Source organism: Pseudomonas sp. SST3, assembly GCF_003325755.1.
This window is the reverse complement of sequence record NZ_QORI02000026.1, coordinates 35442-52634: the sequence shown is the minus strand read 5'-3', so window position 1 is coordinate 52634 and position 17193 is coordinate 35442. Positions and strand designations below refer to the sequence as shown.

17 protein-coding genes and 1 pseudogene are annotated in these 17193 nt (G+C 60.2%); 12 read left to right on the top strand and 6 right to left on the bottom strand.

Annotated elements, in window-relative coordinates; genetic code table 11:
* Nucleotides 1–453 precede the first annotated feature (453 nt).
* The 3 genes and pseudogenes from DQ405_RS20170 to DQ405_RS20160 all read right to left on the bottom strand — a co-directional run bounded on the left by DQ405_RS20170 (nt 454) and on the right by DQ405_RS20160 (nt 3421).
* The gene (locus DQ405_RS20170) at nt 454–816 is read right to left on the bottom strand and encodes a YgaP-like transmembrane domain (protein ID WP_168425837.1); all 363 of its coding nucleotides are present in this window, start codon (nt 814–816) and stop codon (nt 454–456) included.
* Between the two features lie 121 nt (nt 817–937).
* Nucleotides 938–2972: pseudogene (locus DQ405_RS20165) on the bottom strand (S9 family peptidase).
* Nucleotides 2973–3178: 206 nt separating this feature from the next.
* Nucleotides 3179–3421 (bottom strand): hypothetical protein, encoded by a 243-nt coding sequence (locus DQ405_RS20160; protein WP_168425836.1) that lies wholly within the window; start codon nt 3419–3421, stop codon nt 3179–3181.
* Nucleotides 3422–3438: 17 nt separating this feature from the next.
* On the opposite strand from DQ405_RS20160, the gene fadB reads away from it, so the two are divergent.
* From fadB to DQ405_RS20135, 5 genes are all read left to right on the top strand, one after another.
* A complete protein-coding gene (gene fadB / locus DQ405_RS20155) occupies nt 3439–5586 on the top strand; it encodes a fatty acid oxidation complex subunit alpha FadB (protein ID WP_168425835.1) in 2148 nt (715 codons plus the stop codon).
* A gap of 18 nt (nt 5587–5604) precedes the next feature.
* Nucleotides 5605–6780: an acetyl-CoA C-acyltransferase FadA gene (gene fadA / locus DQ405_RS20150; RefSeq protein WP_168425834.1), complete on the top strand. Its 1176-nt coding sequence runs from the start codon at nt 5605–5607 to the stop codon at nt 6778–6780.
* Nucleotides 6781–6861: 81 nt separating this feature from the next.
* Complete coding sequence (locus tag DQ405_RS20145; protein WP_021210141.1) at nt 6862–7089, top strand: DUF1653 domain-containing protein; 228 nt, start codon at nt 6862–6864, stop codon at nt 7087–7089.
* Between the two features lie 306 nt (nt 7090–7395).
* Nucleotides 7396–10008, top strand: coding sequence for a type I DNA topoisomerase (topA, locus tag DQ405_RS20140; protein WP_168425833.1), 2613 nt, complete (start codon nt 7396–7398; stop codon nt 10006–10008).
* 80 nt (nt 10009–10088) lie between these two features.
* The gene (locus DQ405_RS20135; protein WP_168425832.1) at nt 10089–10607 is read left to right on the top strand and encodes a DUF6586 family protein; all 519 of its coding nucleotides are present in this window, start codon (nt 10089–10091) and stop codon (nt 10605–10607) included.
* 37 nt (nt 10608–10644) lie between these two features.
* On the opposite strand, the gene DQ405_RS20130 is transcribed toward DQ405_RS20135, so the two are convergent.
* Entirely contained in the window at nt 10645–11484 is an 840-nt protein-coding gene (locus tag DQ405_RS20130) for a DMT family transporter (RefSeq protein ID WP_168425831.1), read from the bottom strand.
* 198 nt (nt 11485–11682) lie between these two features.
* On the opposite strand from DQ405_RS20130, the gene DQ405_RS20125 reads away from it, so the two are divergent.
* Complete coding sequence (locus DQ405_RS20125) at nt 11683–11919, top strand: hypothetical protein (protein WP_168425830.1); 237 nt, start codon at nt 11683–11685, stop codon at nt 11917–11919.
* Nucleotides 11920–11980: 61 nt separating this feature from the next.
* On the opposite strand, the gene sulA is transcribed toward DQ405_RS20125, so the two are convergent.
* Together sulA and lexA are read right to left on the bottom strand one after the other, a co-directional pair.
* Nucleotides 11981–12460, bottom strand: coding sequence for an SOS-induced cell division inhibitor SulA (gene sulA, locus DQ405_RS20120; protein ID WP_168425829.1), 480 nt, complete (start codon nt 12458–12460; stop codon nt 11981–11983).
* A 10-nt stretch (nt 12461–12470) separates the two neighbouring features.
* Nucleotides 12471–13079, bottom strand: coding sequence for a transcriptional repressor LexA (lexA, locus tag DQ405_RS20115; protein WP_168425828.1), 609 nt, complete (start codon nt 13077–13079; stop codon nt 12471–12473).
* A 194-nt stretch (nt 13080–13273) separates the two neighbouring features.
* Between lexA and DQ405_RS20110 the strand changes: the two genes are divergently transcribed.
* The 6 genes from DQ405_RS20110 to DQ405_RS20085 all read left to right on the top strand — a co-directional run bounded on the left by DQ405_RS20110 (nt 13274) and on the right by DQ405_RS20085 (nt 17193).
* Nucleotides 13274–13981: a TetR/AcrR family transcriptional regulator gene (locus tag DQ405_RS20110; protein ID WP_168425827.1), complete on the top strand. Its 708-nt coding sequence runs from the start codon at nt 13274–13276 to the stop codon at nt 13979–13981.
* A gap of 39 nt (nt 13982–14020) precedes the next feature.
* Nucleotides 14021–14545: a L,D-transpeptidase gene (locus tag DQ405_RS20105; protein WP_168425826.1), complete on the top strand. Its 525-nt coding sequence runs from the start codon at nt 14021–14023 to the stop codon at nt 14543–14545.
* 16 nt (nt 14546–14561) lie between these two features.
* On the top strand, nt 14562–15560 hold the full coding sequence (gene nagZ, locus DQ405_RS20100) for a beta-N-acetylhexosaminidase (protein ID WP_168425825.1): 999 nt from the start codon (nt 14562–14564) through the stop codon (nt 15558–15560).
* Between the two features lie 15 nt (nt 15561–15575).
* On the top strand, nt 15576–16313 hold the full coding sequence (locus tag DQ405_RS20095) for an S-methyl-5'-thioinosine phosphorylase (RefSeq protein ID WP_168425824.1): 738 nt from the start codon (nt 15576–15578) through the stop codon (nt 16311–16313).
* A gap of 181 nt (nt 16314–16494) precedes the next feature.
* Nucleotides 16495–16992, top strand: coding sequence for an LEA type 2 family protein (locus DQ405_RS20090; RefSeq protein ID WP_168425823.1), 498 nt, complete (start codon nt 16495–16497; stop codon nt 16990–16992).
* 9 nt (nt 16993–17001) lie between these two features.
* Nucleotides 17002–17193: an SEC-C metal-binding domain-containing protein gene (locus DQ405_RS20085; protein WP_168425822.1), complete on the top strand. Its 192-nt coding sequence runs from the start codon at nt 17002–17004 to the stop codon at nt 17191–17193.

Genomic DNA, 17193 nt, shown 5'->3' with positions numbered 1-17193 from the left:
CGTCGCGGGTCGCGCCTCCACAAGAAGCGGCTCGGTGCGTGGAGCGAGCGCAGGGCCGGCGTTTGATCTTAGTAGGAGGCCCGCCCCGGGGCGAAGCTTTGGCTTTTGGATGGGCAGGAGGCCCGCTTTCGCCGCGGGTCGCGCCTCCTACGAGAAGCGGCTCGGTGCGTGGGAGCGAGCGCGGGGTCCGCCTTTGATCTTTGTAGGAGACCCGCCTCGGGGCGAACTTTGGCTTTTGGGGTGGGTCGGAGGCCCGCTTTCGCCGCGGGTCGCGCCTCCTACGAGAAGCAGGTCGGTGCGTGGAGCGGGCGCGGGGTCCGCCTTTGATCTTTGTGGGAGGCCCGCCCCGGGGCGAAGCTTTGGCTTTTGGGCGGGGCAGGAGGCCCGCTTTCGCCACGGGGCGCCTCCCATAGGGGCGGGCTCAGTTTTGCCGTTCGCGCAGCGGACGCCCGATCAGACGCCGGTGGGTGGGTTGCTGAGTGAGTCGTTACCGGTCACCGCTGCGGTGCCGGTAGCCGCCTGGGCATTGGCACGCAGGCGTTTATCATCGGCTTCACTGCGCTCCAGCGGCATGCTGCGAGAGTTGCCTTCAGCCATTTTGGCCTGCTCGTTCACTTCGCACAGCACGCGCTTGGCTTCGCAGTGGCCGGTGAATCCCCGCGCCAGAGCCATGCCGCCCATCGCCAGTTGCAAGAGCCCGCCCAGGCCACCCCGGCTAATGCCCTTGCCTAGGAAATACAGCCCGCCTGCAATCGATGCCGCACGCTCCAAACCATGCACGTTCTGTGACGCCTGGGTTGAGGATGTCCTGGTCATGGGTAATCACTCCGAAACAGTGGTGTGATAAGTGACCCCGGCGCGCAGTCCCCGTTCCGACCGCAAGTCGGCAAGCAACCGTTGCCGCTCCGGTAACGCAGGCTGCATCGGCGGTGGCTGATCAGTGCGCGGCCATCTCGAATATTTTGAGCACGAATGCGTATTCCAGCGCGACATCCTTGAGCGCTTGATAGCGACCGCTCATGCCGCCGTGCCCGGCACCGAATTCCGTCTTGAGCAGCAGCAGATTATCGTCCGTCTTGTTGGCTCGCAGCTTGGCTACCCATTTGGCGGCTTCCCAGTACTGCACGCGGCTGTCGTTGTAGCCGGCTACGGCGAGCACTGCCGGGTAGGGCTGATCGCGCACGTTTTCATACGGAGCGTAGGCCTTGATGCGTGCATGCACGTCCGGCTGGTTCGGGTCGCCCCATTCGTCGTACTCGGTCACCGTCAGCGGCAGATCGGCGTTGAGCATGGTGTTGAGGACGTCGACGAAGGGCACCTCGGCAATCGCCGCACCGAACAGCTCCGGGCGCAGGTTCAGCACGGCGCCGATCAGCAAACCGCCGGCGCTACCGCCGCTGACGGCGAGTCGGGCAGGTTCGGTATAGCCATCGGCAATCAGCTTCTCGGCGCAGGCGATGAAATCGCTGAAGGTGTTCGGTTTGTGCTCCAGCTTACCGGCGCGATACCAGGCCTCGCCGAGGTCGCCGCCGCCGCGCACATGGGCGATGGCGAAGATGAAGCCGCGGTCGAGCAACGACAGGCGCGCATGGGAAAACCAGGGGTCCAGGCTGTGACCGTAGGCGCCGTAACCATACAAATAGAGCGGTGCGGGCTTGCCGAACTGCTCGCGGCGGCCAACCAGGCTGATCGGTACCTGCGTGCCGTCTGCAGCGGTCGCCCAGATGCGCCGGCTCTCGTAGGCATCGGCATCGAACGGGCCCTCGACGGGCGTTTCCTTAAGCACCTGTTGCTCCCCGTTGGCCAGATTCAACTGGCGAATCTGCGCCGGGCGGTTCAGCGCTTCGTAGCGCACACGGATCACCGGACTGTCGAATTCGAGTGTGTTGTGCACGTGCAGGCTGTAGGCCGCATCCGGCAGTTGCAATCGGTAGGGTTTGCCAGCGGCTGGGCGCACCTCGATGATCGGTAAGCCTGCTTCTCGCAGGCTTAGCGTGACTGCGCTGGCGTTCAAACTGACGTCTTCGAGCATCACCGAATCGCGGTGGCCGATCAGTTCCGCCCAGTGCTGGCGCTGCGGAGTGCCTTCGGGTGCCTGATATAGCGCGAAATTGATGCCTGCTTGATTGCTGCGGATCAACCAGCACCATTGCCCGTCGAGCAGGCCGTGGTCGGGGAAGTATTCATGATCATCCTGACGTGGCGCCAAGCAGGTCCAGTCGCCTTCGGGCTCATCGGCCGACAGCACCCAGGCTTCGCTGGTGGTCTTGCTGTTGGACAGGATGACCAACTGGCGCTCGGAACTGGCGCGGTAGCAATGCACAAAAAAACGCCCGTCCGGATCGTGATAGATCTCGGTACGACTGCTTTCGCCCAGGCGATGTCGGTAGATCTTGTGCGGGCGGTGAGTTTCGTCGAGCTCGCCGAAGAACAGCGTCTGGTGGTCGTTGGCCCAGGTCATGCTGCCATCGCAATCGTCGAACGGCAGGGCGGTCACTTCGCCCGTGGTCAGGTCCTTGACGAACAACCGATAGATCTCATCGCCGTGAGTGTCGAGGCTGTAGGCCAGCTTGCTGTGGTCCTGACTGACACTCAATGCGCCCAGGGACAGGAAGCCTCCGGCGGCCAGTTCGTTGGGGTCGAGCAAGAGCTGTTCAGCGTGCTCGTCTACGTTGAACGATCCATCGGCCGGGCGCGGGCAGCGGTAGTGACGGGGATATTCGTCGCCAGCGGTGGTGCGCTGGTAGTACAGCCAGGGGCCCCAGGGCGAGGGCAGCGACAGGTCCGTCTCGCGGATGCGGCCTTTGATTTCAAGGAAAAGTGCTTCCCGAAGTTCGGCCTGTTCAGCCAGTTGTTTTTTCCAGATAGGCGTTTTCTGCCTTCAGGTAGTCGAGCACCTCGGGCGCGTCACGGTTCTCGAGCCACTTGTAGGGATCCTGGCCTTGATCGACGCGGGCAATAGGGGCGGACATGCATGACTCCTGATGAATGGCCGCGGACTGGCGCAGCTGAACGAAGTTGGAAACAGGCGCCGAGTGTACAAGGAGCCTCATCCGTTTGTGACGGTAGCGGGCGCCGGTGGTTCATCGGCGTGTGGCTGACGATCACTCAGGTGAATGGCTGGCAATGAGACGAAACCGGGTTTCAGGTGCTGCAGCATTGCTGGGGTTGGCTAGGCTTATCGATCGGATCGCGGATGGGCGCCTCTGCCAGGATAGGGCTGCTGATTGACATTGCGGCGCTTTTCCATGAAGGTGTGCTCACCCAAATCAAACGGGCGTATGAATCGAGCGTTTGCCACGCAAACGCCGTCAGCCCGGTTTATCGTGTCGGTGGGTGTCGTTTCACCGGGCGTCGCAACGCCGCTATCGGTGACGGTCTTCGGGCCGATGACGTGCGACGCGTAACGTTCAGCTTCCATACCGTGGAGATCAGTTGATGATTTACGAAGGTAAAGCCATCACGGTTAAGGCTCTTGAGAGCGGCATCGTCGAATTGAATTTCGACCTCAAGGGTGAGTCCGTCAATAAGTTCAATCGCCTCACCCTCAACGATCTGCGCCAGGCAGTCGACGCCATCAAGGCCGATGCTTCGGTCAAGGGCGTGATCGTTACCAGCGGCAAGGATGTGTTCATCGTCGGTGCCGACATCACCGAGTTCGTCGATAACTTCAAACTGTCTGATGAGGAGCTGGTAGCCGGCAACCTCGAAGCCAACAAGATCTTCAGTGATTTCGAAGACCTGGGCGTGCCTACGGTCGCCGTCATCAACGGCATCGCTCTGGGTGGCGGTTTCGAAATGTGCATGGCGGCTGACTATCGCGTCATGTCGACCAACGCCAAGGTTGGTCTGCCGGAAGTCAAGCTGGGTATCTACCCGGGCTTTGGCGGCACCGTTCGCCTGCCGCGCCTGATCGGTGTCGATAACGCCGTCGAGTGGATTGCATCCGGCAAGGAAAACCGCGCCGAAGATGCACTCAAGGTTCGCGCCGTCGACGCCGTGGTTGTTCCTGAACAGCTGCAAGCCGCCGCACTGGATCTGGTCAAGCGCGCCATTTCCGGTGAGCTGGACTACAAGGCCAAGCGTCAGCCGAAGCTGGACAAGCTCAAGCTCAATGCCATCGAACAGATGATGGCGTTCGAAACCTCCAAGGGGTTCGTTGCTGGCCAGGCCGGCCCGAATTACCCGGCACCGGTCGAAGCGATCAAGACCATTCAGAAAGCCGCCAATTTCGGCCGTGACAAGGCGATCGAAGTTGAGGCTGCTGGCTTCGTCAAGCTGGCCAAGACCTCGGTTGCGCAGAGTCTGGTGGGGCTGTTCCTCAGCGATCAGGAGCTGAAGAAAAAAGCCAAGGCCTATGACAAGCAGGCGCGTGACGTGAAGCTGGCCGCCGTGCTTGGTGCCGGCATCATGGGTGGCGGTATTGCCTATCAGTCGGCTGTCAAAGGCACGCCGATCCTGATGAAGGATATCCGCGAAGAAGGCATCCAGATGGGCCTGGACGAGGCCTCCAAGCTGCTCGGCAAGCGCGTCGAGAAGGGCCGCCTGACCCCGGCGAAGATGGCCGAAGCGCTCAACGCGATCCGTCCGACCATGTCCTACGGCGACTTCGGTCACGTCGACATCGTCGTCGAGGCCGTGGTCGAAAACCCGAAGATCAAGCAGTCGGTGCTGGCCGAAGTCGAAGGCCTGGTGCGTGACGACGCGATCATCGCGTCGAACACCTCGACCATTTCCATCAGCTATCTGGCGCAGGCGCTCAAGCGTCCGGAAAACTTCTGCGGCATGCACTTCTTCAACCCGGTGCACATGATGCCGCTGGTGGAAGTGATTCGTGGCGAGAAGACCAGCGAAACCGCCATCGCCACCACCGTCGCCTACGCCAAGAAGATGGGCAAGAGCCCGGTCGTGGTCAATGATTGCCCGGGCTTTCTGGTCAATCGCGTGCTGTTCCCGTACTTCGGCGGCTTCGCTCGCGCCATCGCCCATGGCGTCGATTTCGTTCGCGCTGACAAGGTGATGGAGAAGTTCGGTTGGCCCATGGGCCCGGCGTACCTGATGGACGTCGTCGGCATGGACACCGGCCACCACGGCCGCGATGTGATGGCTGAAGGCTTCCCGGATCGCATGAAGGATGACACCAAGACAGCCGTCGATGTCATGTACGAAGCCAACCGCCTCGGCCAAAAGAACGGCAAGGGCTTCTACGCCTACGAGATGGACAAGAAGGGCAAGCCGAAGAAGGTGGTCGATCCGCAATCCTACGAGCTGCTCAAGCCTGTGGTCAGCGAAACCCGCGAGCTTTCCGACGAAGACATCATCAACTACATGATGATCCCGCTGTGCCTGGAAACCGTTCGCTGCCTGGAAGACAACATCGTCGAAACCGCTGCCGAGGCCGACATGGGTCTGATCTACGGCATCGGCTTCCCTCCCTTCCGTGGTGGTGCACTGCGCTACATCGATTCGATCGGTGTCGCCGAGTTCGTGGCGCTGGCGGACAAGTACGCCGACCTGGGCCCGCTGTACCACCCGACTGCGAAGCTGCGTGAGATGGCCGCCAATGGCCAGCGCTTCTACGGTTAATCGAGCGAGAGTGAAGATATGAGCCTTAATCCGAGAGACGTCGTCATTGTCGACTTCGGCCGTACCCCGATGGGTCGTTCCAAGGGCGGCATGCACCGCAACACCCGCGCCGAGACCATGTCCGCGCAGCTGATCGATGGTTTGCTGGCACGCAACGCCAAGGTTGATCCGGCCGAAGTGGAAGATGTGATCTGGGGTTGCGTCAACCAGACCCTGGAGCAGGGCTGGAACATCGCGCGCATGGCGTCGCTGATGACCCGTATCCCGCACACCAGTGCCGCGCAAACTGTCAGCCGCCTGTGCGGCTCGTCGATGAGCGCGCTGCACACTGCCGCGCAGGCGATCATGACCGGCAACGGTGATGTCTTCGTCGTGGGTGGTGTCGAGCACATGGGCCACGTCGGTATGATGCACGGCGTCGACCCGAACCCGCAGCTGTCCCTGTACGCCGCCAAGGCGTCCGGCATGATGGGTTTGACCGCTGAGATGCTGGGCAAGATGCATGGCATCAGCCGCGAGCAGCAGGACGCCTTCGGTGAGCGTTCGCATCGTCTGGCGCATAAAGCCACCGTTGATGGCCTGTTCAAGGATGAAATCATCCCGATGCAAGGCTACGACGAGAACGGTTTCCTGAAGGTCTTCGACTACGATGAAACCATTCGCCCGGAAACCACCCTTGAAAGCCTGGCGGCACTCAAGCCTGCGTTCAACCCGAAGGGTGGCACCGTCACTGCGGGAACGTCCTCGCAGATTACCGATGGCGCATCCTGCATGATCGTCATGTCGGCGCAGCGTGCACAGGACCTGGGCATCCAGCCGATGGCTGTGATCCGCTCCATGGCCCTCGCCGGTGTCGACCCGGCGATCATGGGCTACGGTCCGGTACCTGCGACCCAGAAGGCGCTCAAGCGTGCCGGTCTGACCATGGACGATATCGATTACGTCGAGCTTAACGAAGCCTTCGCCGCCCAGGCACTGCCTGTGCTGAAGGACCTGAAGCTGCTAGACAAGATGGAGCAGAAGGTCAACCTGCATGGCGGCGCCATTGCGCTGGGTCACCCGTTCGGCTGCTCGGGAGCACGTATTTCCGGCACCCTGCTGAACGTGATGAAGCAGAACGGCGGTACCCTGGGCGTGTCCACGATGTGTATCGGCCTGGGTCAAGGTATCACCACGGTGTTCGAACGCGTCTAAGCTGTTCGGTGACACGGAAACCGGGGCCCTGTGCCCCGGTTTTCATTTTGTTGGATAGGTTTTTTTTCAGAGGCAGTCCAAATGCAGGTCACGCCAGGCCGTTATCGTCATTACAAAGGCCCCGAGTATCGGGTTTATGCGGTTGCCCGGCATTCCGAAACGGAAGAACCGGTGGTCTTCTATCAGGCGCTGTACGGGGATTTCGGCCTTTGGGTGCGGCCGCTCTCGATGTTTACCGAAACGGTAGAAGTAGACGGGGAAACGCTTCCCCGTTTCGCCCTGATCGAAGCCGAACCCAGCCGTTTTTAAGTGCTGCCTGGGCAAGCTGGCTTAACCCTTGCGCTTGACCTCGACTCCATCGCCACTATATATAGCGGTGCTTTCGGGTCGAGTGAGATGATTTCACTTGGTTTCGGACAGTAAAAAACCCGCCGGGCAATAGGCTGCCAACGAAATTGGTCGTGGGTACGAAAGATTTCCGGAGCAATTGAATGCTCTTGGCAGTCCCGTAAAAGGCTGCTTCGCTTCTTTCTGGCAGACTGGGCGTTTTCGACGTCCGGCTACTGTCGGTTCAATATTCTTAGTTCACCTCTCGATTCAGGAACTCTCCTCTCCATGGGTAAATCGCTGGTCATCGTGGAATCACCGGCCAAGGCCAAGACAATCAACAAGTATTTGGGCAACCAGTACGTGGTGAAGTCGAGTATCGGCCACATCCGCGACCTTCCTACCAGCGGTTCCGCGGCCCGCGAGCCGGCCAAGCGTGGCAAGGCGGCTGCCGCCGAAGCGCCTGCGCTGTCGCCAAAAGAAAAGGCCAAGCGTCAGCTGTTCACGCGCATGGGGATCGATCCCGAGCAGGGCTGGAAGGCCAAGTACGAGATACTGCCGGGCAAGGAAAAGGTCATCGACGAATTGCGCCGTCTGGCCAAGGAAGCCGATACCATCTATCTCGCGACCGACTTGGATAGAGAGGGGGAGGCCATCGCCTGGCACCTGCGCGAGTCGATCGGCGGCGACGATAGCCGCTACAAGCGCGTGGTGTTCAACGAGATCACCAAGAAGGCGATCCAGGAAGCCTTCTCCAAGCCGGGCGATCTGGATATCAACCGAGTCAATGCACAGCAGGCGCGACGTTTCCTTGATCGGGTTGTCGGCTACATGGTGTCGCCGTTGCTATGGCAGAAGATCGCCCGCGGCCTGTCGGCTGGCCGTGTGCAATCGGTTGCGGTGAAGCTGGTCGTCGAACGTGAGCGGGAGATCCGCGCCTTCGTTCCGGAAGAGTACTGGGAAGTTCATGCTGACCTGGCCACAGCCGAAAACGCCAAGGTGCGCTTCGAAGTCGCGCGCGAGAACGGCGAGGCGTTCAAGCCGCTGAACGAAGGTCATGCCATGGCGGCGCTGGAGCAGCTAAAAGGCGCCGGCTACAGCGTGACCAAGCGCGAGGACAAGCCAACCAGCAGCAAGCCGTCGGCTCCGTTCATCACGTCGACCTTGCAACAGGCGGCGAGCAATCGCCTTGGCTTCGGCGTGAAGAAGACCATGATGATGGCCCAGCGGCTCTACGAGGCTGGCTATATCACCTACATGCGTACTGACTCGACCAACCTTTCGGCGGACGCGCTGAGCATGGTGCGCGGCTTCATCGAGGACGAGTTCGGCAACAAGTACCTGCCCGAGAAGCCCAACTTCTATTCGAGCAAGGAGGGTGCCCAAGAGGCGCACGAAGCGATTCGTCCATCCGACGTCAATCTGCGCCCGTCCCAGCTGTCCGGCATGGAACGTGATGCCGAGCGCCTCTACGATCTCATCTGGCGCCAGTTCGTGGCCTGCCAGATGCCGCCGGCGCAGTATCTGTCGACCAGCGTTACCGTCACCGCAGGCAATTTCGAGCTGCGCGCCAAGGGTCGCATTCTCAAGTTCGACGGTTATACCAAGGTCATGCCGCAGCAGAGCAAGAGCGGTGAGGACGATGTGCTGCCGGAGATGAACAAGGGCGACGGGATGAAGCTGATCAAGCTCGACCCGAGCCAGCATTTCACCAAGCCGCCGGCGCGCTACTCCGAAGCGAGCCTGGTCAAGGAGATGGAAAAGCGTGGTATTGGCCGTCCGTCGACCTATGCGGCGATCATTTCCACCATTCAGGATCGCGGCTACGTTTCCTTGCACAACCGCCGTTTCTACTCCGAGAAGATGGGCGATATCGTCACTGAGCGCCTCTCGGAGAGTTTCAACAACCTGATGGACTACGGTTTCACCGCGGGCATGGAGGAGAACCTCGACGACGTCGCCCAGGGCGAGCGTGAGTGGAAACACGTACTCGATGAGTTCTACGGTGACTTCAAGAAGAAGCTTGAGGTGGCCGAGGCCAGTGATAGTGGCATGCGCGCCAACCAGCCAACCTTGACCGATATTCCCTGCAAGGTCTGCGGTCGGCCGATGATGATTCGCACAGCGTCTACCGGTGTTTTCCTCGGTTGCTCCGGCTATAGCCTGCCGCCGAAAGAGCGCTGCAAGTCCACCGTCAATCTGATTCCGGGCGATGAAATCGCGGCCGATGACGAGGGTGAATCCGAATCGCGGGTGCTGCTTGGCAAGCACCGTTGCCCGATATGCAGCACGGCGATGGACGCCTATCTGCTGGACGAAACCCACAAGCTGCATATCTGCGGCAACAACCCCGATTGCAGCGGCTACGAGATCGAGGAAGGCCAGTACCGTATCAAGGGTTATGAAGGCCCGAGCCTCGAGTGCGACAAGTGCGGTAGTGAAATGCAGCTCAAGACCGGCCGCTTCGGCAAGTTCTTCGGTTGTACCAACGCCGACTGCAAGAACACCCGCAAGCTGCTCAGGAGCGGTGAGGCGGCGCCGCCAAAGATGGATGCGGTGAAGATGCCTGAACTCAAATGCGAAAAAGTCGACGATACTTACGTATTGCGCGACGGCGCATCTGGGTTGTTCCTCGCGGCCAGCCAGTTCCCGAAGAACCGCGAAACCCGCGCGCCGCTTGTGCGGGAGCTGATCCCGCACAAGGATGAGATCGATCCGAAGTATCACTTTCTTCTGAGTGCGCCGCAGAAGGATACGGAAGGCCGCCCAGCGGTTATCCGCTTCAGCCGCAAGACCAAGGAGCAATACGTGCAGACGGAGGTCAACGGCAAGCCGACTGGCTGGAAGGCGTTCTTCGATGGCGGCAAATGGAAGGTGGAAGACAAGAGCACCGGTAAGTAAGCGGCAGCGTCGGGTTGAGGTCAGTAGGCGACTGCACTGGCTTCGACTCGCAGCGTTTCAACTCTTGGGAGAGCATCGCCATGGCTCATGAGCTTTACACCCGAACCAATCAGAAAATCTATTTCGCCGGGCTCGCGCTCGATAGTTGGCGACGGGCGGAAGAAAAAAGCGCGCTGAATGCGCCGGGTCTGATCCAGGCGGAGCGAGAGGCCAGCCTCTTTCATCTGTATGGTGCACTGCTTGGCCTTTGCCACGAAATTGCCGGTTACTACCGTCTGCCTGGCGCCAGCGCGCCGCGTGCGGAACTGCTGCTGGTGCGTTCGCCGCATAATTCATCGCCGAGTCCGGAGCTGGGTGAGCTGATCGAACTGGCCGAGCATTCCGAAACTTGGCTTGCGCAGCTGCTACAGGCGCATGCCGCGCTATTCGAGCCGCCACGCGCCCCCGCCAAAACCAAGGTTGATCCTGTCATGCCGTTGATCGAAGCGGTCAGCGTAGCTGAGGAAGCGCCATCGCTGACACGTGAAGAGGTGGAGTTCTGGCGGAGCAACCTGAAGGAACTCGCCTTGCGCTTTCGTGAATCGCTTACCGAGTGGTAAGCGTCTAAGCGGATAATCCTTCGCGGCTCGGGTTGCTTCAAGCCTGATGCTTGAGCCGCAAGACCAAGGCGATGCCTCCCAGTATCGCGAGCCCGGCGATCACCAATCGGCCGGTGAGGGTTTCCCCCAGCAGCAGACTTCCCGCCAGCGCTGTGAGCAGCGGTACGCTCAATTGCACGCTAGCCGCCTGTATGGCTGCCAGGCCAGGCAGCGCGGCATACCAGATGGCGTAGCCGATACCGGACGTCACGCCGCCAGACAAAAGCGCATAGATCACCCCGGCGGTGTCCCATTCGAGCCAGCTCAACGCCAGCAGGCAAAGCACAGCAATGATCGGCAGGGTGCGAATGAAATTCCCAGCGGTCGCGGCCAGCGGGTCCGGTGTTCCTTTTCCCAATAGCGAGTACGCGCCCCAGGCGATACCTGAAAGCACCATCAACAGCGAAGCCGATACAGAGGGTGTGCTCGTGCCGGGCAGCAACAATGCGACCAATCCACCCGCAGCCAGCACCAGCCCGGCCACCTGCAAGCGATGCAGCCGCTCCCCTTTTAACAATCCCCAGGTAATCATGGTCAACTGCACTGCGCCGAACAGCAATAAAGCGCCTGCGCCGGTATCGAGATGCAGGTAGGCATAGGAGAAGGCTGCCGCGTAGATGAAGAGGGCGAGGGCTCCGTACCAGTTCCCGGATACCGCCGAGGGACCCTTTCGCAGGTAGAGCAGCAGCCACAGCGTCAATGCGCCAGAGAGAAGACGTAGCGCAGTGAAACTGGTGGGGTCGATCTGGCTGTCGCGCAATGCAGCTCGGCAGAGCAGAGAGTTCCCTGCGAAAGCGAGCATGGCCAACGCTGTCAGCATTAGGGTTCTTGTCGTCATCTCGAAGATCCTTGAAGCTAGTCGCCCCGGCCGTCCGGGCCGCGGTAGGACACCATCCTACTGTGCCGTTGCGCATTGCCGCACCTGCTTCTACATCTACGGTCGGAACGTATGCGACGCGGTTCCTCACTCCAGAAGCCAGGGCTGTTGCTCAGCTGGTCGGCTGTTACAATGCGCCGTTTCACGGGGAGCAGATTCATGCCAACGTCATTTCTGGAAATTGTCGAGCTACCCGACGGCACTATTGTGCTGCGTCGCGCTGAGGACGAAGGTGTACTGGTCACGCTGGATTTCTCTGACGATGCCAAGGTGTTCCTGCAAGGTCAGCATGTCGAAATCGCCAAGGCGATGTTCAACGTTGGCGTGCAGATGGCGGGGCGAGTATCCGAGGGGGAAATCGAGCGGGAAGAAGAGGGCGCGCGCGTACTTCACTGATGCGGCGAGGGCTGGTCGCCTTGTGGCGGCCAAATGGCACATCCATATGCCGTAGACGGTGTCAGCTTCCCAGGCGGATGTTCAGACTTTGCGCGTTGCCCTGAGCGGCCGCTACGCGGAGTTTCAGTTCGCTGGCCTTGTCGAGACGTGGGAACCAGGTAATGACGGTATGGCTGCAGCCTGACATCAGTGCCTTGCATGCCAAGTCCAGTGCACCCTGGGTTTCACGAGCCTGCAGCAACAGAATGCGGTCGCGGTTGAGTCCGGTTTCTCGCAGCCAGCTTTGCGAAAGCATGGCAGGTGGCGCGATCAGCGTCAGCCAGCGCGTATCGGCCGCTTCGCTGAACTCACGCAGAATGGGCGCGAGTAATTGGCGGCAATGATCACCGCTGCCGCTTAAAGCCATTTCGCTCAGACAGTCATCGGCAGGTTGCGGGGCGCGCGCGACGTCTGAGAACGGCGCCAGGCGATGTGCAATCAGACCTTCAAACAAGGAAAGCTGTGGTGGTTTGCCTGCTGTGGGTTGGGGTTGGTACTGCATGAACCTCTCCTTAGCGGCGAATCACGCCGACACTCAAACCTTCGATAATCAGTTCCTGTCGCTCAAGATCCACTTCAATGGGCGAGAACTCGGGGTTTTCGGCAAGCAGCCAGACCTTGCTCCCTTCACGCTTGAAGCGTTTTACGGTTACTTCATCGTCTATTCGGGCGACCACTACCTGACCGTTGCGGGCTTCGCGCGTGGTATGGACGGCAAGCAGATCGCCATCGAATATGCCGATATCCTTCATACTCATACCTTGCACACGCAGTAAGTAATCGGCCTTGGGCTGGAAAAATGAAGGATTGATCTGGCAGGAGTCTTCGACGTTCTGTTGCGCAAGAATCGGCGCGCCAGCAGCGACTCGGCCAATGACTGGCAACCCGCTCTCTTCGGCAGCCGGTTCGAAACCGGGAATACGTATCCCGCGCGAGGCGCCGGGCGTCATCTCTATAGCACCCTTGCGGGCCAATGCCTTGAGATGTTCCTCGGCTGCATTAGGTGATTTGAAACCCAGCTCCTGAGCAATCTCCGCACGCGTCGGCGGATAGCCGTTGTCTTCAAGGCAGCGCTTGATGAAGGCGAGGATTTCCGACTGGCGAGGGGTCAGCTTGATCATGAGTGGTCTCTGTTCTTTTATACAGTGACTGGGATTATATACAGTGCCTTGTGCTTGGCAATCCTTGTTTGGTTGAGGGGCGAAGCGGCTTGGTGCAAGCTTTGCTGAGCTAAAAGGCGCTCAGGCGCTTTCAAGGTTGACTTGAAGTAGTTTGAAACGTAAGTTTCAAACGAGTGTTTGTCAGGGGAAGGGGTATGGCGCAGTCTGAAACAGTGGAGCGTATTCTTGATGCAGCGGAACAACTATTCGCTGAGAAAGGCTTCGCCGAGACATCGCTGCGCCTGATCACTAGCAAGGCCGGGGTGAATCTGGCAGCGGTGAACTATCATTTCGGCTCGAAAAAGGCCCTTATCCAGGCGGTTTTCTCGCGCTTTCTCGGTCCGTTCTGCATGAGTCTTGAGCGGGAACTGGACAGGCGCGAAGCTCAGTCCGACAGGAAGGAAAGCCTGGAAGAGCTGTTGGATATCCTTGTCGAGCAGGCACTGGCAGTGACGCCACGTAGCGGCGACGACCTTTCCATTTTCATGCGACTGCTGGGGCTTTCCTTCAGTCAGAGCCAGGGCCATTTGCGCCGTTATCTTGAAGATATGTACGGCAAGGTGTTCCGCCGTTACATGCTGCGTGTTCACGAGGCCGCCCCGTCGATCCCGCCGATCGAGCTCTTCTGGCGCGTGCATTTCATGCTCGGCGCTGCGGCGTTCAGCATGTCAGGTATCAAAGCGTTGAGGGCTATCGCTGAGAACGACTTCGGCGCCAGGACGTCCATCGAGCAGGTCATGCGCATGATGGTCCCTTTCCTGGCGGCCGGCATGCGCGCCGATTCTGGCGTGGCGGATCCAAGCCTGGCTCAAGCGCATCCGATTGCGCGCCGCAACGCACTGGCGATGCCTGCCAAGGGTTGAGGTGCATGGTCGGGGGCTGATCGGCTAAGCTTGCCCCCCATGTCTGATATCGATTTTCTTCATATATCCGTTGCCGACCAGATGCTTTACGGGTTCTCCGAAGGCAGGCTGAGTGTCCGGCTGCCGGTATCTACCGCTCGTAACGGTGTAGGCGAACAGAATGGTTCCGGCTGTACGCCGCGTGGCCGCCATCAGGTCCGTGCGCGAATTGGCGAGGGACTGCCTGTTGGGGCCGTTCTGCGTGGGCGACGCTGGACCGGTGAGGTCTGGGATCGAGAGTTGCACGAACGATTCCCCGGGCGCGACTGGATCCTGACTCGGATTCTCTGGCTCAGCGGTTGCGAACCTGGATACAACCGGATGGGCGCGGTCGACACCTTTCGTCGTTACGTCTATTTGCACGGCACGCCCGATTCGGAACCCATGGGTGTGCCGCTTTCCCATGGCTGTATCAGGCTGCGCAATGCCGACTTGCTCGATCTGTTTCCGCGGGTGCCGGCTGGCTGCGCCGTGCTGATAGGCGAAGCGGCATGCCCGGACTGGTCGAGCGCAACACTGAATTAAGGATCTGCTCATTATCATGCAAGGTTCATTGATGCTGGACATCGCCGGCACCTGGCTGACCGCCGAGGATCGCCAGTTGCTGCGCCAGCCGGAAGTAGGCGGGCTGATTCTGTTTGCCCGCAATATCGAAAGCGTGCTGCAGGTGCAGGCGCTCTGTCGCGCGATTCGAGCTGTACGCCCCGACATTCTGCTGGCTGTCGATCAGGAGGGAGGGCGCGTCCAGCGGCTACGGCGTGATTTCGTCCGTCTGCCGGCGATGCGTGAGTTTGCCTCGCATGCCGATGCAAAGGGGTTGGCTGAGGTTTGCGGATGGGTGATGGCAACTGAAGTACTGGCGGTCGGGCTGGACTTCAGCTTCGCGCCAGTGCTCGATCTTGATCACCAGCGCAGCGCGGTGGTTGGTTCCCGAGCATTCGACGGTGATCCGCAGCGTGCGGCCGAGCTGGCCGGTGCCTTTATAAAAGGCATGCACAGCGCCGGAATGGCCGCGACCGGCAAGCATTTTCCCGGTCATGGCTGGGCGGAAGCCGATTCGCATGTCGCGATTCCGGTTGACGAGCGCGGAATGGACGAGTTGCGCAGCCATGATCTGGTTCCGTTCCAGCAGCTGGTGAGCGAGCTCGATGCAGTGATGCCGGCGCATGTGATCTATCCGCAGGTGGACGACAAGCCGGCCGGTTTTTCCCAGCGTTGGTTGCAGGACATTCTGCGTAAGGAGCTGGGTTTCCGCGGCGTGATTTTCAGCGACGACCTGTCGATGGCCGGTGCGCATGTCGCGGGCGACGCTGCGAGCCGCATCGAAGCGGCGTTAACGGCAGGCTGCGACATGGGGCTGGTGTGCAACGACCGAGGAGCCGCCGAGTTGGCGTTGTCGGCATTGCAGCGCCTCGGTGCGCAGCCATCGCCGATGCTCGCAAAGATGCGCAGCCGTGCTTCGGGCTCGCTGGAGTACAAGCAGGATCCGCGTTGGCGCGCATCCATCGCTGCGCTCAAAGCAGCCAAACTGATCGTTTGACCAAGGAAACAATAGATGACTGTCCACGCCATTATCGGCGGCACCGGCCTCACCGAGCTGCCGGGGCTCGCGCTGCATGAAGCCGTACCCATGGAAACGCCTTATGGCCCACCATCGGCGGATATCCTGCGTGGCACCTACGCGGGCCGAGACGTGCTGTTTCTGGCCCGTCACGGCCATCCGCACCGCATTCCGCCACACCAGGTGAACTATCGCGCCAATCTCTGGGCGCTGCGGGAGGCAGGAGCACAGTCGATCATCGCCGTGAACGCCGTCGGTGGCATTCACTCGGCAATGGGCGCTGGGCATCTGTGCGTACCGCATCAGCTTATCGATTACACCTACGGCCGCGACCACACCTTCTTCGAGGGTGATATCGAGCACGTCACTCATATCGATTTCAGCTATCCCTATGACGAGCCGCTGCGCCAACGCCTGATCGCCGGTCTGGCAGCCGAAGGCTATCTGTTCAGCAGTCATGGTGTTTATGGTTGTACGCAAGGACCGAGGCTGGAAACGGTTGCTGAGATCGCCCGAATGGAGCGTGATGGTTGCGACATCGTCGGGATGACCGGCATGCCCGAGGCGGTTCTCGCCCGTGAGCTCGAGCTGCCGTATGCCTGCCTGGCGCTGGTCGTCAATCCGGCCGCCGGTAAAACAACCGGCATCATCACCATGGCGGAAATCGAGGCGGCATTGGCAGAGGGAATCGTCAAGACGCGGGCAGTGCTGGCACGAGCGCTTGCCGGTTGAAGGACGCGGCTGGCGACTGCTTGGGAACGGGAAACCATTGCGCGGCGAAGGCCTTTATGGTTGCTGTAGGGAGCGACGCCGGGCGTAGCAAAGACGTAGCAGGGACGTGCTAATTTCGCCAAACAACCCATTGCAGCCGATCCGCCGCTTGCTACACTTGGCCGTCCTTTGGAGTACCGGAATGCTTTGCCACGCACCTATAAAAAGAATATCGAGAGCAGTGGTTTTGCTGGGGCTGCTATCCGGCCTTTCCGGTTGTTCGACCTGGTTCAGCAGCGATTTCCAGGATCCTCGCGTTCAGCTCACGGACGTCGAGATCATCAAGGCGAGACTTCTCGAGCAGCAATTCATGCTGCGTTTCCGTATCGACAATCCCAATGAGCAGAGCCTGCCGGTGCGTGGCCTGGTCTACACCGTTCATCTCAATGACATTGAACTGGCGAGCGGCGAGTCCAGTGGCTGGGCTACGGTGCCTGCTCATGGCTTCGATTACTACGAAGTCCCGATTTATACCAATCTCTGGCGGCACATGAAGTACATCGTACGGCTACTGGAAAAGCCGGACCGGCCAATCGCCTATCGTCTGGAAGGTGAGTTGAAAACGGGCCTGCTGCTCGGTCGGCGCGTGCACATCGCCACCAATGGCGAGATAATCCCCGGCAACTTTATCCCCGAGTAGACTACACCGATGAACCATGAAACCCACGTGCACGGTCCTGATTGCAACCACGATCACGAGCATGCAGATCAAGGGCACGTCCACGGCCCGCACTGCAACCATAGCCATGACCCGGTTCGCAATCCGCTGAAGGATGTCGGCCGGAATGATCCGTGCCCGTGCGGCAGTCAGAAAAAATTCAAGAAGTGCCACGGAGCTTGA